General features: G+C 65.4%; 9 protein-coding genes. 8 read left to right on the top strand and 1 reads right to left on the bottom strand.

All coding sequences use genetic code 11. The features are described from left to right. Positions 1-840 carry a FecR domain-containing protein gene (locus tag WC729_RS13175; RefSeq protein WP_372853440.1) on the top strand — a complete coding sequence of 280 codons (840 nt, stop codon included), beginning with the start codon at positions 1-3 and terminating at the stop codon, positions 838-840. Positions 841-885: 45 nt separating this feature from the next. Here the strand turns inward: WC729_RS13175 and gdhA are convergent, their stop codons facing one another. Further along, positions 886-2,241, bottom strand: a complete 1,356-nt coding sequence (gene gdhA / locus WC729_RS13170; protein WP_372853438.1) for an NADP-specific glutamate dehydrogenase — start codon at positions 2,239-2,241, stop codon at positions 886-888. Positions 2,242-2,416: 175 nt separating this feature from the next. Here gdhA and WC729_RS13165 point away from each other — a divergent pair, with 175 nt between their 5' ends. The 7 genes from WC729_RS13165 to WC729_RS13135 all read left to right on the top strand — a co-directional run bounded on the left by WC729_RS13165 (position 2,417) and on the right by WC729_RS13135 (position 16,165). Beyond that, positions 2,417-4,057, top strand: a complete 1,641-nt coding sequence (locus WC729_RS13165; RefSeq protein ID WP_372853436.1) for an acetolactate synthase large subunit — start codon at positions 2,417-2,419, stop codon at positions 4,055-4,057. Between the two features lie 157 nt (positions 4,058-4,214). Further along, the gene (locus WC729_RS13160; protein WP_372853434.1) at positions 4,215-5,648 is read left to right on the top strand and encodes an aldehyde dehydrogenase family protein; all 1,434 of its coding nucleotides are present in this window, start codon (positions 4,215-4,217) and stop codon (positions 5,646-5,648) included. Between the two features lie 141 nt (positions 5,649-5,789). After that, positions 5,790-7,181, top strand: coding sequence for a multiheme c-type cytochrome (locus WC729_RS13155; RefSeq protein WP_372853432.1), 1,392 nt, complete (start codon positions 5,790-5,792; stop codon positions 7,179-7,181). Next, the gene (locus WC729_RS13150) at positions 7,178-9,139 is read left to right on the top strand and encodes a heme-binding protein (protein WP_372853429.1); all 1,962 of its coding nucleotides are present in this window, start codon (positions 7,178-7,180) and stop codon (positions 9,137-9,139) included. The genes WC729_RS13155 and WC729_RS13150 overlap by 4 nt, the downstream gene beginning before the upstream one ends. 41 nt (positions 9,140-9,180) lie before the next feature. Further along, positions 9,181-10,971, top strand: coding sequence for a hypothetical protein (locus WC729_RS13145; RefSeq protein ID WP_372853427.1), 1,791 nt, complete (start codon positions 9,181-9,183; stop codon positions 10,969-10,971). After that, positions 10,971-14,924 (top strand): hypothetical protein, encoded by a 3,954-nt coding sequence (locus WC729_RS13140; protein ID WP_372853425.1) that lies wholly within the window; start codon positions 10,971-10,973, stop codon positions 14,922-14,924. The genes WC729_RS13145 and WC729_RS13140 overlap by 1 nt, the downstream gene beginning before the upstream one ends. Before the next feature lie 305 nt (positions 14,925-15,229). Then, positions 15,230-16,165 (top strand): glycosyltransferase, encoded by a 936-nt coding sequence (locus tag WC729_RS13135; protein WP_372853423.1) that lies wholly within the window; start codon positions 15,230-15,232, stop codon positions 16,163-16,165. The last annotated feature ends 4 nt before the right edge of the window (positions 16,166-16,169 follow it).

Below are 16,169 nucleotides of genomic sequence, written 5' to 3'. Positions count from 1 at the left end.
ATGATCCGCTATATCACCCCTCTCGCCGCCACCACGCTGGCGCTGACCGCAATCCCCGCGTTGGCGCAGACGGTCGGCGTGAACGCCGCCGTGGTCAACGACGTCCGCATGACCACCCAGGCCCAACCCGCGCTGCACAAGGCCGTGGTGAAGGAGCGCGTCTCGCTCGGCAACGACATCCAGACCGGCCGTGGCAGCGTGCTGCAGGTGATGCTGCTCGACCGCACCACCTTCACCGTGGGCGGCAATGCCCGGATCAAGGTCGACCGGTTCGTCTATGATCCGAACCGCAAGGCGAGCGCGGTCGGCCTGTCGGTCGCGAAGGGTGCGTTCCGCTTCATGTCGGGCAAGCCGCTCCACGCCAATCCCGGCCAGTCGTCGATCCGAACGCCCGTGGCCTCGATCGGCATCCGCGGCACGATCGTCGAAGGGGCGATCGGCCCCGATGCGATCCGCATCGCCCGTGCCGAAGCGGGTGTGCCGGCCGGCTTCGCCGCCGACCCCGAAACCGCGTCGCTGATCCTGCTGCGCGGCCCGGGCCCGAACGCACAGGGCGCAACGCCCGGTGCGATCGACGTCGCGGGCGGCGGCACGACCGTGGCGGTGACGTCACCCGGCTTCGCGGTATTCGTGCCGGGACCGGGTCAGGCGCCGATCGGGCCGTTCGCCCTGTCCGATACAGGCTCCGATGCGCTTGCCGGCCTGCTCCGCGACGCCCGTCCACAAGCCGGGGCAATCGACGATCCGCTGGCCTCAAACCCGATCATCGACCAGTATTTCGAGCGAAATCGCGAGGATACGCCGCAACCGGGCCAAGGCCAGGATCCGGTCAACCCATAGCATTCGGTCCAGTCGGGGCGGTCAGATGGATCGCTCCGACACGACTCACACCACGCCGAACGCCAGCATCGCGTCAGCGACTTTCTTGAAACCGGCGATGTTCGCGCCCTTCACATAATCGATATAGCCGTCGGGCTCGCGCCCATAGGCGACGCAGCGATCATGGATGCCCTCCATGATGTCGAGCAGGAGCTGCTGCAGCTCCGCCTCCTTCCAGGCGCGACGTTCGCTGTTCTGGCTCATCTCGAGCCCCGACACGGCAACGCCGCCAGCATTGGCGGCCTTGCCCGGCGCGAACAGGATGCGCGCCTCCTTGAAGACATGCACGCCCTCCAGATTGGTCGGCATGTTCGCACCCTCGGCCACCGCGATGCAGCCATTGCCGACCAGCGCCCGCGCATCCATGCCGAGCAGCTCGTTCTGGGTCGCGCAGGGCAAGGCGACATCGCACGGCACGCCCCATGGCGTCATGCCGGCATGGAAGCTCGAACCGGTGAACTCCTTCGCATAGTCCGAGATGCGCCCTCGCCTTTTGGTCTTGTGGGCTTTCACCCAATCGATCTTCTCCTGATCGAAGCCGTCGGGATCGTGGACGAAGCCCTCGCTGTCCGACAGCGTGAGCACCTTGCCCCCGAGCTGAACGATCTTTTCCGCCGCATGAGTGGCGACATTGCCCGAGCCGGAGATGACGGCTGTCTTGCCTTCCAGGTCGGTGCCGCGGGCCTTCAGCATGTTCTGCAGGAAATAGACCGCGCCATAGCCGGTCGCCTCGGTGCGGATCAGCGAGCCGCCATATTCCAGGCCCTTGCCGGTCAGCACGCCAGTGAACTGGTTGGTGATGCGCTTGTACTGACCGAACATATACCCGATCTCGCGACCGCCCACGCCGATATCGCCGGCGGGAACGTCCACATCCGCGCCGACATGGCGGTAGAGCTCGGTCATGAAGCTCTGGCAGAAGCGCATCACCTCGTGATCGCTCTTGCCCTTCGGGTTGAAGTTCGCCCCGCCCTTGCCGCCGCCCATCGGCAGGCCGGTCAGCGCGTTCTTGAAAGTCTGTTCGAAGGCGAGGAATTTGAGCACGCTCTCGGTAACCGAAGGGTGGAAGCGGATGCCGCCCTTGTACGGCCCAATCGAATTGTTGTTCTGGACCCGCCAGCCGCGCTGGACGCGGATATTGGCGTTGTCGTCCTCCCAGCACACGCGGAACGATACGATCCGGTCAGGCTCAGCGATGCGGCGGAGGATCTGATAGTGGTGATATTCTTCCTTGTCGGCAATAAACTCGTAGATATCCTGCGCTACTTCCTGAACTGCCTGAATGAATTCGCTCTGCCCGGGATTGCGCTTCTTTACGCCGTCCATGAATGTCGACAGGTCGACATGGTCGGTCATTGCCATTTCCGTCCTCCCCTTACCGGCTGATCAGCCCAGGTTGACGCGACCGGCCGCTTCGAGTCGCGGCTTTCTATTGGGGCGAGAATACACTATTTCGATCGGGCAAGTCGTCCGGCAGAGTCGGCTCGATCTCAGGTCGTTTTGTTCGGTGATTTCAACCGCCACGGGGGAACGATCGATGAAAGCCTCGGACCTTTTCGTGAAATGCCTCGAGGAAGAAGGCGTCGAGTACGTCTTCGGGGTGCCGGGCGAGGAAAATCTCGACTTCCTCGACAGCCTCTCGCGCTCCCCGATCAAGCTTATCCTGACACGACACGAACAGGGCGCCGGCTTCATGGCCGCGACCTATGGCCGGCACACCGGCAAGACCGGGGTATGCCTGGCGACGCTCGGGCCAGGCGCGACCAACCTCGTCACGGCGGCGGCCTATGCGACCTTGGGCGGCATGCCGATCCTGATGATCACCGGTCAGAAGCCGATCAAGAAATCCAAGCAGGGCCGGTTCCAGATCCTCGACGTGGTCGCCATGATGGGGCCGATCACCAAATATACCCATCAGCTCGCCAGCGCGGACAATATCCCGAGCCGGGTGCGCGAGAGCTTCCGCCTGGCCGAGGAGGAGAAGCCGGGCGCCACACATCTAGAGTTTCCCGAGGATGTCGCCGAGGAGGTGACCGAGAGTCGCCCGATCAAGGCCAGCCTGTGCCGCCGCCCTTCGGCCGAGCCCAAGGCAGTGCGCGCCGCGGTGAAACGGCTCGAGCATGCCCGGTCGCCGGTGCTGGTGATCGGGGCGGGCGCGAACCGCAAGATGACCGGACGGATGCTGCTCCAGTTCGTCGAGAAGACGGGGATTCCGTTCGTCACCACGCAGCTCGGCAAGGGCGTGATCGACGAATTGCACCCGAAATTCCTCGGCTGCGCGGCGCTCTCGGCCGGGGATTTCGTCCACCGCGCGATCGAGGCGGCCGATCTGATCGTCAATATCGGCCATGACGTCATCGAGAAGCCGCCCTTCTTCATGAAGGCGGGCGGGGCCGAGGTGATCCATGTCTCGAGCCGGTCGGCCGAGGTGGACCCGGTCTATTTCCCGCAGATCGAGGTGCTGGGCGATATCGCCAACGCGATCTGGCAGATGAAGGAGGATATCGTGCCTTCCGCCGGTTGGTCGTTCGACGCCATGCAGGCGGCGCGCGCGGCGGAGCTGGCGCATACTGCCTCGCTCGACGGGGACGAGCGCTTCCCGATCTTTCCGGCGAGCCTGGTGCGCGCAGTGCGGGCGGCGATGCCGAGCGATGGGATCATCGCGCTCGACAATGGCGTCTACAAGATCTGGTTCGCCCGCAACTATCCCGCACGCAGGCAGAATACCGTGCTGCTCGACAATGCGCTGGCGACGATGGGCGCCGGCCTGCCTTCCGCCATGGCGTCGGCAATGGTCTGTCCGGGGCGCAAGGTGATGGCGATCTGCGGCGATGGCGGCTTCATGATGAACAGCCAGGAGATGGAGACCGCGGTCCGGCTGAAGCTCGACCTGACCGTGCTGATCCTCAACGACGGCAGTTACGGCATGATCCGCTGGAAACAGGCCAATATGGGGTTCGCCGATTTCGGCCTGACCTATGGCAACCCCGATTTCGTCAAATATGCCGAGGCCTATGGGGCGATCGGGCACCGGGTGGAGAGTGCGGCGCATCTGCCCGAGCTGTTGAAGCACACGCTGGCAACACCGGGGGTGCATCTGATCGACTGCCCGGTGGACTATGCCGACAACGACCGGATCCTGAACCGCGAGATCAAGGAACTGAGCGCGGCGCTGTAAAACTTCCTTCTCCCCCTGTGGGAGAAGGTGGCGCGTAGCGCCGGATGAGGGGGAATGAGGTTCGAAACCTCAACGAGAGCCCCCTCACCCTTCCCATCGCCGAAGCGATGGGCCCCTTCCCTCTCCCACAAGGGGAGAGGGAGAGAAGGAGCTTCCGATGCCAACTTTACGGGATATTTATCCGCTTTATCTCAACAACAAGGCGAAACAACCTAACACCGACCTGGAAGTCACCGACAAGTTCACCGGCGCGGTTGCCTTCCGCGTGGCGCAGGCTGATGCGGCGACGATCGATGCGGGGATTGCAGGTGCTGTCCGCGCGGCCGAGCCGATGGCGCGGATGGCGTCGTATGAGCGCCAGGCGGTGCTCCAGCACTGCGTCGACCGGTTCAAGCAGCGCTTCGACGAACTTGCTTATGCGCTGTGCGTGGAGGCGGGCAAGCCGATCAAGGACAGCGAGGGCGAGGTCGGGCGGCTGATCGACACCTTCCGCATCGCCGCCGAGGAATCGGTGCGCATGACCGGCGAAGTCCAGCCGCTCGACATTTCCCCGCGGGCCAAGGGCTATCAGGGCATCTGGAAGCGCGTGCCGATCGGCCCCTGCTCGTTCATCTCGCCCTTCAATTTCCCGCTGAACCTGGCCGCCCACAAGATTGCCCCTGCGCTCGCGGTCGGCTGCCCGTTCGTGATGAAGCCGGCGAGCCGCACGCCGCTGGGCGCGATCATCATCGGCGAGGTGCTGGCGGAGACCGACCTGCCCGAAGGCGCCTTCTCGATCCTGCCGGCGCACCGCGAGGGCGCCGACCTGTTCACCGAGGACGAAAGGCTGAAGCTGCTGAGCTTCACCGGGTCACCCGGCGTCGGCTGGGACCTGAAGGCCAAGGCGGGCAAGAAGAAGGTCGTGCTCGAACTGGGCGGCAATGCCGCAGTGATCGTCGACCATGATGCCGATCTGGACGATGCGCTGGAGCGGGTGATCTTCGGGGCGTTCTACCAGTCGGGCCAGAGCTGCATCGGGGTGCAGCGGATCATCATCCATGAAGCGGTCTATGACCGGTTCCGCGACATGCTCGTCGCGAAGACGAAGACGCTGGTCGCGGGCGACCCCAAGGACCGGGCGACCTTTATCGGGCCGATGATCTCCGAGGGCGAGGCACGGCGGCTCGACGGATGGATCCAGCAGGCGGTGGCGGGCGGCGCACGGTTGCTCTGCGGCGGCAAGCGCGAGGGTGCGATGCTTGAGGCAACGTTGCTGGAGGATGTCGACCGGTCGAGCGCCGTGTATCGCGAGGAGGCCTTTGGCCCCGTCGCCTTGCTGAGTAAATTCAGTGACTTCAGTGCCGCTCTTGCCGAGGTGAATGATAGCAAGTTCGGGCTTCAGGCTGGCATCTTCACCCGCGACCTGTTCAAGATGTTCGATGCCTGGGACCGGCTCGAGGTGGGCGGGATCGTGATCAACGATGTGCCGAGCTACCGCGTCGACAACATGCCTTATGGTGGCGTGAAGGATTCCGGACTGGGTCGCGAGGGCATCCGCTTTGCGATGGAGGACATGACCGAGATCCGCAATCTGGTGATCCGCCGGCGCTGAACCGCTCCTTTGTCCCGCTGACAGACACGTTTTACGCTGTTCTGATCAGACCGTTTCGGGCAGACGTAGAGCGGGTTGCACGCGTTTCGAGAGACGCCGCCAAAGCGCATGGCGCGGGTGGCCAAGGGGACTAGGCGCTGCATGGCGATCGGGGGCCATATCGTCGGATTGCGGATCGGCGCGCTCGTCACGAGCGTCGCCGCTGCGGTCGTGCTTGGCCTTGCCCCGATCATCGGCTCCTCGGCCTCGCTGGCGGGGCAAACCGCGCGCGAGACCAGCGGCCTGGAAGGCGTGGCGAGTTGTGCCGGTACCACCTGCCATGGCCGGATGGAGGCGGACGGCGTCATCGTCCGGCAGGACGAACTGATGCGCTGGCAGGAGCCCTCGACGCCCGGCGGCGCGCACAGCCGGGCCTTCACCGTCCTCTCCTACCCGCGGGCACGCCAGATTACCGCGACGCTCGGGCTGGGCGAACCGACCGCCGCGCCCGCCTGTCTCGGCTGCCATACCACGCCGGCCAGTGGGACGACGGGGCGGCGCTTCCTGCCCGGGGACGGCGTGGGCTGCGAGGCGTGCCATGGCCCGGCGGCGGGCTGGATCGCGTCGCATTACACCGTGGGGGCAAGCCATGCCGCCAATATCTCGCGCGGCATGACGGCGCTCGACCGACCGGCGATACGGGCGGCGGTGTGCCTCGATTGCCATTTCGGCAGCGGCAAGCCGGACCAGTTCGTCTCGCACCGGATGATGGCGGCGGGGCATCCGCGCATTTCGTTCGAGCTCGACCTGTTCTCGACCCTGCAGCAGCATCACGACGAGGACGCGGACTATATCCAGCGCAAGGGCCGGACGGACAGCGTGCGCATGTGGGCGGTCGGCCAGGCGATGGCGGTCAACCGCATGCTGACTCTCTATGCGACGCCGAAGGGGACCGAGGGCGCTTTCCCCGAATTCTATTTCTTCGACTGTCATAGCTGCCATCGCCGCATCTATGACGGGGAGGACCGGACCAGGACCTGGGAGAGCAATCCCGGGCGTCCGATCCCGGCGGGCATGCCGCCATTCAACGACGAGAACATGATCCTGCTTGCCGCCGCCGCGAAGGTGGCGGCGCCGGGTTTGGCGGCGCGCTTCGACGGCGACAGCCGGGCTTTCCATGCGGCGCTGGCCAAGGATCGCGGTGCGGCCGTGGCGGCGGGTGGGCGGCTTGCCGCCACTGCCACCGCTTTGGCCTCCGCACTGTCCTCGGCCGGCGGGGGCGATACCGCCTTTGCGATGGTCGATGCCATTGCCGGGCCGGGCATTGCGCCGCGCTTCACCGACTATGCGGGATCGGTGCAAGGCGTGATGGCGATCGACACCTTGCTCAACGCGCTGGTCAAGGAGAAGCGCATCACGATCGGCGCCGCAGCCGGGATCCGCGCCGATATCAACCGCGCCTATGCCGCGGTGAAGGAGCCGAACGGCTATCGTACCGCCGACTTCCGCGCATCGCTCGGCCAGGCGGTGCGCAGCATCCGGGCGCTGCGATGAGGAGGCTCACCGGCCTGCTGGCGAGCGCCGCGCTGATCCTGTCGGGGTGTGGCGGCAGTGGCGGCGGTTCGGGTGGCGGATCGCCAGCGCCGACCCCGGCACCTGCCCCCGCCCCGACCTCGACGCTCTACCCCGTCCCGGCGGCCGAGGCGCTGAGCGTCGCCGATATACAGACCGTGATCGCCCGCGCCGCGGCCGAGGCCAGTGCGCGGCATCTGCCTGCCGTGATCGCCGTGGTCGACCGGGTGGGCAATGTCCTTGCCGTGTTCCGCATGACTGGCGCGGCGGCGAACGCGACGACCAGCGCGGCGCCCAACGGTGCCAATATCGACGCACAGAACCTGACCGTGCCCGCCGAGGCCGGCGCAATCGCCAAGGCTATCACGGGCGCCTATCTGTCGAGCGGCGGCAACGCCTTTTCCACACGCACCGCGAGCCAGATCGTCCAGACGCACTTCCCGCCCGCGCCCTCCACGGTAGGGCTGGAGAGCGGGCCGCTGTTCGGAGTGCAGTTCAGCCAGCTGCCCTGTTCCGATCTCGCCGCGCGCTACGGGGCGGGTGGCGCCATGGCGTCAATCGGGCCGAAGCGTTCGCCGCTCGGCCTGTCCGCCGACCCGGGGGGGTTTCCGCTCTACAAGAATGGCGTGGTCGTCGGCGGTATCGGGGTGATGGCGGACGGGGTCTATGGCTTCGATCCGAACATCCTCGATACCGACAATGATCCGGAGGAAGCGATCGCGCTGGCAGGGACGGTCGGGTTCGAAGCGCCGACCGGGGTCCGTGCCGACCGTATCTATGTCGACGGCACCCAGCTGCGTTTCACGGACGCGAACTATGCCGGGCTGATCGCGACGGGCACCCCCAGCTACGCAGCGACCAATCCTGGCCTGGGGATATTGGTCGCGGTGCGGGGGTATTTCGGTGTGCCGATTCCGGCGATCCTTGCCGGAGTTGCATATGGGAGCGAGATTTCTGGTATAAGACCTTCTACTGCATCAGAATTCTCCAATCGCGATGCCTTTGTCCTGACCGACGGATCGGGTGTTGACCGTTTCCCGATCCTCGCCGGCACGGATGGCGCCGATATCGCCCAGCCGCTCACCGCAGCGGAGGTCCGGGCGGTGCTGGAAGAAGCGTTCGCGGTGATGAGCCGGGCCCGGGCGCAGATCCGGCAACCGCTCGACAGCCGGGCGCAGGTCAGCATCTCGATGGTCGACACGCGCGGGGCGGTGCTCGGGCTGGTGCGCTCGCCCGACGCACCGATCTTCGGGACCGATGTCTCGCTGCAAAAGGCGCGGACCGCCGCATTCCTCTCGAGCCCGTTTGCCGGGACTCAATTGCTCGGTGACCCCAGCGCCGATGTACGCGACTTCGTCGCGGCGACGCGGACTTTCCTGGGCAATCCGAGCGCATTGACCGGGACTGTCGCCTTTGCCGATCGGTCGGTCGGCAATCTTGCCCGGCCCTATTTTCCCGATGGCGAGGTTGGCAGGCCCAATGGGCCGTTCTCGCGACCGGTCGCGCAGTTCAATCCCTTCTCGACCGGGCTGCAATCGGCATTGGTGTTGACCAATCTCGGCCAGCATCTGAACTTCGTCACGGGCGCAAGCGGGACGGATACGCCGCAGCGCTGCACCTTCATTCCCGACGCGGCGCTAGGGCAGAATCGGCTGCAGAACGGGCTGCAGGTCTTTCCTGGATCGGTACCGATCTATCGCGGCTCCGTGCTGGTCGGCGCGATCGGCGTGTCGGGCGACGGCATCGACCAGGACGACATGATCAGCTTCCTGGGGCTACACAATGGCGGGTTGCGCGTTGGGGGTATCGGCAATGCGCCGGTTGCGATGCGCGCGGACCAGGTGGTGGTCGCTCCTTCGAATGTTCGGCTGCGCTACATCAACTGCCCCTTCGCGCCGTTCCTCGATACCGCGACGCAGAATGTCTGTGCGGGGTTGTAGGCGTGCATCCGGTCCTGTCCCCCTTCCTTCTGCTGGCGAGCATGGCCGACCAATCGGCACCTGCTCCGCCGCCACAGGCTGAGCCGCCCCGCAAGGAGGAAGCGTCACCGGTCGAAACGATCGAGGGCCGGCACCGGCCCGGCTATGAGAAACCCCTCCCCGACCCGGTCATCCAGAACAATATCGGCGCAGTCCGGCCGCCGCCGCCGGAGGCGTTTCCGACTGACCAGATCCCGGTGCCCGACCGCTGGCGGCTGATCCAGTCGCTCGGGCTGGTCAAGGAGCGCTGGTTCGATCCCTACAACCAGAACACGCTGAAGGGCGACCGGCCGATCGATCCGCACAAGGTGCCGTGGCTACCGATTCACGGCGAGGACTGGTTCTTCGCAGCCAGCGCGGTCAGCGACACCGTGCTGGAGCCGCGCACCTTCCCCATCCCGGTCGGCGTGCAGACGACCGAGCGACCGCAGAGCCTGGACATCTTCGGCAAGGATGCGAGCTATGTCTTCTCGCAGACCTTCATCGTCGGGGCGTCGCTGTTCAAGGGATCGACCGCGTTCAAGCCGCCCGAAATCGAATATCGCGTCGCCCTTGCTTTCAACATCAACCATGTGAACGTGCCCGAACGCCGCGTGCTGTTCGTCGAGCCGAGCAAGCCGAGCCACCGGACGGACAACTTCGTCGGCGTGCAGGAGCTGTTCGTCGACTATCACCTGCGCAATACGTCCGACCGCTATGACTTCGAATCGATCCGTGTCGGAATCCAGCCGTTTCAGAGCGACTTCCGCGGGTTCCTGTTCAACGACCAGCAACTCGGCGTGCGCTTTTTCGGCAATCGGGACAACAACCGCTTCCAGTTCAACCTCGCGGCGTTCTGGCGGCTGGAGAAGGACACCAATTCCGGCCTGAACAGCGTGATCGAGCGGCCGCGCGACGATTTCGTGTTCATCGGCAACCTATACCGGCAGGACTTCCTGATCCCGGGGCTCACCAGCCAGGTCACCGCGGTCTACAACCGCAACCGCGAGGCGGGCCGGATCGAAGTGGACGATAACGGCTTCCCGGTGCGCCCGGCCCTGCTCGGCGACCTGCGCGGGCGGGATTATGACGTGGTCTATCTCGGCTACAATGCCGATGGTCGGATCGGGCGGCTGAACCTGACGGCGTCGCTCTACGGTGCGCTGGGGCAGGACCGGAACAGCTTCTTCACCAGCCGGCCGGCGCAGATCAGGGCCTATTTCGGCGCGGCCGAGCTGAGTTACGACAGGGACTGGATGCGCTTCCGCCTGTCCGGGCTCTACGCGAGCGGCGACAAGCGCCCGTACGACAATGTCGAGAACGGGTTCGATGCGATCTTCGAGAACCCGATCTTTGCCGGGGCCGACACCAGCTACTGGATCCGCCAGACCATCCCCTTCGCCGGCGGTGGCCGCGCCGTCTCGATCAATGGGCGCAACGGCATCCTTAACTCGCTGCGCTCCTCGAAGGAGCAGGGGCAGTCCAACTTCAACAATCCAGGTACGGCGCTGGTCGGTGTGGGCGGGGATTTCGACATCACGCCGACGACGCGGCTGTCGACAAATGTGAACCATCTCTGGTTTGCCGATACTGCCGTGCTGCAGACGCTGCGCAACGAGGGGAGCATTCCGAAGGATATCGGCTGGGACCTGTCCGCCGCGGCGATCTGGCGGCCCAAGGCGACGCAGAACATCGTGGTGCGGCTGTCGGCGGCGGTGCTCGCGCCGGGCAAGGGGTTTCGCGACCTGTTCGCCAACAAGGCGCAGGATCGGGCTTATTACTCGATCCTCGCCAATGTGATCCTGAGCTACTGATGCGCAGGCTCCTCTTCCTCCTGCCGATCGCGATGGCGCTGGTGCCGGCGGCGATGCTGCGCGCGAGCGACGAGGAGAAGCCGGTCGCGCGGACCTATGCGCCGATGCTGACGGCGCCGATGAGCCAGACGCCGGAGCAGGTCGCGACCAAGTCGGACGGCTGCTACTCGTGCCACACCCGCACTGACGAGCCCTCGATGCATGCGAGCCCGGCGGTCCAGCTCGGCTGCACCGATTGCCATGGCGGCGATGCGGCGGTCCGGGGCAATCCCGATCTCGGCTTCGACGATCCCGATTATGTGGCGGCGCGGGAGAAGGCGCATGTGCTGCCGCGCTATCCGCATAGCTGGAACTATCCGGACTCGGCCAATCCCAAGGGGAGCTACACGCTGCTCAACAAGGAGGCGCCGGACTATATCCGCTTCGTGAACCCGGGCGATTACCGGGTGGTGCGCAACAGCTGCGGGGCCTGCCACCTCGAGGTGATCGAGGCCGCCGAGCGGTCGATCATGGCGTCGGGGGCGATGCTGTTCGGGGGCGCGGCCTATAATAACGGCATCGTGCCGTTCAAGAATTACGTGTTCGGCGAGGCCTATACCGACAAGGGCGAGCCGGCGAAGATCGTTTCGCCGGGATCGCCGCCGGGCACCGTCACAGAGGCGGAGGCGAAGCGCGGGGCGCTGGCGGCGATGTATCCGCTGCCGACCTGGCAGGTGACGCCGCCCGGCGACGTCTTCCGGGTGTTCGAGCGCGGCGGGCGGAATGTCAGCACCCAGTTCGCCGAGGTGGGGCTGCCCAACCCCACGGGATCGATCCAGCGGCTCGAGGAGCCGGGGCGGCCGGACCTGAAGCAGTCGAACCGCGGGCCGGGCACGGGACTGCGCGTCGCCATCCCGATCCTCAACATTCACAAGACCCGGCTCAACGATCCGCTGATGTGGTTCATGGGGACCAACGAGCAGCCCGGCGACTATCGCGGATCGGGCTGCACCGGCTGCCACGTGATCTACGCCAATGACCGTGAGCCGCGGCACAGCCTGATCTATGCCGAGTTCGGCCGCGACGGGCAGAGTGCGGCGGTCGATCCCACGATCGCCGCGAAGATGGCCAGGCCCGACGCGCATGGCGGCCTGATCAAGCCGGGCATGCGGGAGAGCGGTCATCCGATCCGCCACGCCTTCACCCGCGCCATCCCGACCGCGCAGTGCATGAGTTGCCACATGCACCAGCCGAACATCTTCCTGAACTCCTACCTCGGCTACACGATGTGGGATTATGAATCCGACGCGCCCTCGATGTGGCCGAAGGAGCAGAAATACCCGACCGCCGCCGAGGTGCGCGCGAGCAACGATCGCAACCCCGAGGCCGCCGCCGCGCTGGGCAAATGGAGCGACCCCGATTTCCTGCGCAACGTGTACGACCTCAACCCGGGACTGAAGGACACCCAGTTCGCCGATTATCACGGCCATGGCTGGAACTTCCGCGGGGTGTTCAAGCGCGATCGCGAGGGCAATCTGCTCGATGCCGAGGGCAAGATCGTCTGGCCCGACGACCCCGAGAAATGGCGCAAGAAAGGCGAAGGCGCCTTCGTGCCGCCGGGCACCAACCCGGGCAAGGCGGTCCATCTGATGGACATCCATGCCGAGAAGGGCTTGCAATGCGCCGACTGCCATTTCTCGCAGGACAGCCATGGCAACGGGCTGATCTATGGCGAGGTGGCCAATGCGGTCGAGATCGGCTGCAAGGACTGCCACGGCACCGCCGACGAATACCCGACGCTCAGAACTTCGGGCCCGGCGGCAAGACCACAGGGTAATGACCTGTCTATATTGCGGAATCCCGACGGACAGCGCCGCTTTGAATGGATCGGCAAGCCGCTTGGTCCGAGAGTCCTGATCCAGCGATCGATCGTCGATCCCAAGCTCAGCTGGGAGGTCCGGCTGGTCAAGGACAGCGTCGATCCGGCCAACAGTCATTTCAACGCCAAGGCCGCGCGCGCCAAGCTGATGAGCCGCTATGGCGGGGAGGACGGGAAATTCTCTTTCGGGCCGGGCATTCTCGCCGTCGACCGCGCGCACGGCGAGGACAAGGTCACCTGTTACACCTGCCACCTCAGCTGGACGACGAGCTGCGGCGGGTGCCATTTGCCGATCGAAGCGAACTGGAAGAGCAGCACGCATCATTTCAAGGGCGAGGAGACGCGCAACTTCGCGACCTACAACCCGCAGGTGGCGCGCGACGACATGTTCCAGCTCGGGCGCGGTATGACAACCAAGGGCAATGTGGTGACGCCGGTGCGCAGCACCTCGGCGCTGGTGCTGTCCTCGACCAACGTCAATCGCGAGCGGATCTATATCCAGCAGCCGCCGATCAGCGCGATCGGCTTTTCCAGCCAGGCCTTTGCCCCGCATTTCCCGCATACGGTGCGTACCACCGAGACCAAGACCTGCACCGACTGCCATTTGTCGGCGAAGGACGACAACAATGCGATCATGGCGCAGCTGCTGCTGCTCGGCACCAATAGCGTCAATTTCGTCGGGCTGAACGCCTGGACCGGGCTCGATCGTGGGTTCGAGGCAGTGCGCGTCACGGAATGGGAAGAGCCGCAGGCCGTGATCGGCTCCTATCTCCAGCGTTACGCCTATCCCGATTACTGGCGGATGCATGTCGAGGGCAACAAGCGCGAGCTGAAGAACTGGGTGCGCGGCAAGACCTTCGACAAAAGCTTCTCCGGCGAGACGCGACCGAAGGAGGAGTTCCGCAATGTCGTGCAGGGCACGTCCGACCGAGTCGGGTGCCTGCAGTTGCGGGGCGAGTATATGTATGTGGCGGAGGGGCGCGGCGGTTTCCGCGTCTATGACGTCGCCTCGATCGCCAACAAGGGCTTCTCCGAACGGATCGTCTCGGCGCCCTTCTCGAAGCTCGGGCAGAATACGCGTGTCGCGTCGACAAACGCGACCTGCATGGCGCTGCCGACCGGCCAGCCGATCAACCCGCAGCGCAACACGCCCGCCATGCGCGAGATGAACCAGGAACAGGCGTTCCTGCCGATCTACAGCTATGCCGCGGTCACCGACGCGGTCGATGGGCTGATCCTCGTCAATATCGAAACCATGGCGGACGGCGAGTTCCGCAACAATTTCCTGAAGCGCGCGGTGACCTGGAACGAAAGCGGGGTGCTCAAGGGCGCGCGGCATATCGTGCTGGCGGGATCGGTCGCGTACATCGCCGCGGATGCCGGGCTGGTGGTGGTCGACCTGGCCGATCCGCTCCATCCCCGCCTCGCCGCCGTCCGGCCGCTCCGCGATGCGCGGGCGAGTGCGATCCAGTTCCGCTATCTCTGGGTGACCGATGCCGAGGGCGTGAAGCTGTTCGACGTGACCAGGCTGCTCGATCCGGTCGCGGTGCCATCCGGCACGATCCCGCTGGCCGATGCGCGGCGGCTCTATGTCGCGCGGACCTATGCCTATGTCGCCGCGGGGGCCGAGGGGCTGGTAATCGCCAATGTGACGAACCCGATGCGGCCGACGCTCTATCGGAAGGTCAATTTCGACGGGCAGCTCAACGATGCGCAGGACGTGATCCTGGGCAGCACCAATGCCTCGCTGTTCGCTTATGTCGCCGACGGACGGAACGGGCTGAAGGTGCTGCAACTGACCTCGCCCGACAGCCAGCGCAACTTCTACGGCTTCTCGCCGGCGCCGATGCCGGAGCTGATCGCCTGGGCGAAGACGCCCTCCCCTGCGCTTGCCCTGTCCAAGGGGCTCGACCGCGACCGGGCGGTGGACGAGACGGGCGGGCAGATCGCGGTGTTCGGGCGGCTCGGCTCACGGCCCTTCACCCGGCCGGAGATGGAGAAGCTGTTCCTGACCAGTAAGGGCGTGCCGTGGAAGGTGAGCGATACGGCGGACATGAAGGACTGGCGCCCGCCAATGCTCGCGCCGAAGCGATAAACGTCCAACAAAAGCGCGATTTTTCGCTTCGCTTTTTTCTTCCGCTGTTATGTTGGATTTTCGGCGGAATTTTTTCATTTTACGGCAATGACTTGAGATGGGTTTTCCCTGTTACGGCATAACAGCGGAAAAACGCGTCGGAACAGCGGAAAAACGACGTGATTTTACCGCTGATCAGCGGGGAAACGCTTCCAACATTCAAACAACAATGAGAATGAGCGGGGCGGCACGAGGAGGGCGCCGCCGGGCTGCATCCTGCATTGTTCGCGCCAGCGTTGAATCGAGCGGACCAGACGAAAGAGACAATGGCTTCACGACACCGCCTGTTGCTGATCCGACACTTCGGTGCACCCACCGGCGGCAACGTCAAAGTGCGCGACTATTATACGCACGCAGCGGCGCACCCGTTGATCGACGCTGCGCTGTGGTTTTCGCCCGGGTCCCGCCACCGCGAAAGCGACATCTGGGACGGGGTTCCCGACGCGGCAATCGTCAGCGATCCTCGCGCCGATCTTGCCGACACCCGGTTTGTCGCCCTGAACGGCAAGGACTGGTCGCTGCTGCCGGAACGCGCGCCGAGCCCGGAAATTCTCCACTTCACGCAGCATCCGGGGTACCTCACCGACCCGGTGCTCCGCGCCTATCTGGCTCGGCCGGCGCGGCGCATCTGCACGACCCCTGCCCTGCGCAACGCGCTCGCACCGGCCGCGTGCGGGCCAATGCATCTGGTCCCGATCGGCGCCGCCGACGGGTTCTTCGCGCGGCGATCGGACAGCAAATCGATCGGCGTGACGATCCTGTCCGGCAAGCAGCCGGCGCTCGCCGAGGCGCTCGCGGCGCGTCTCCGGCGTAGCGGGCTTGCGCCTGTCCTCGCCGGGGTCCCGCGATTGCCGCAGCCGGCGTATGAGACATTGATCGGGGCCACGGATGTGCTGGTCGCCTTGCCCAATATCGTGGAGGGATTCTACCTCCCTGCCCTGGAGGGTATGGCGGCAGGATCGGTGGTGATCACCAATGATGCCGGCGGCAATCGCGGCCATTGCCGGCCCGAGACGACCTGCCTGATCGCGCCGCGCGACGACCTCGATGCGCATGAGGCCGCAGTGATGCGCGCGCTGTCCGACGCGCCGCTTCGCGACAGGCTACGCGCGGGTGGAGACGCGGTCGCGAGCAGGCACACGATGGCGGAGGAGCGTCGCGCTTTTCACACCGTGATCGACGTTGCGCTGGCCGAACGCTGACGCC

The sequence above is a fragment of the Sphingomonas sp. genome (assembly GCF_041661825.1).
In the GTDB taxonomy this organism is placed as follows: Bacteria; Pseudomonadota; Alphaproteobacteria; order Sphingomonadales; family Sphingomonadaceae; genus Sphingomonas.
The sequence above is the reverse complement of the archived record's forward strand: the minus strand, read 5'-3'. Positions and strand labels throughout refer to the sequence as shown.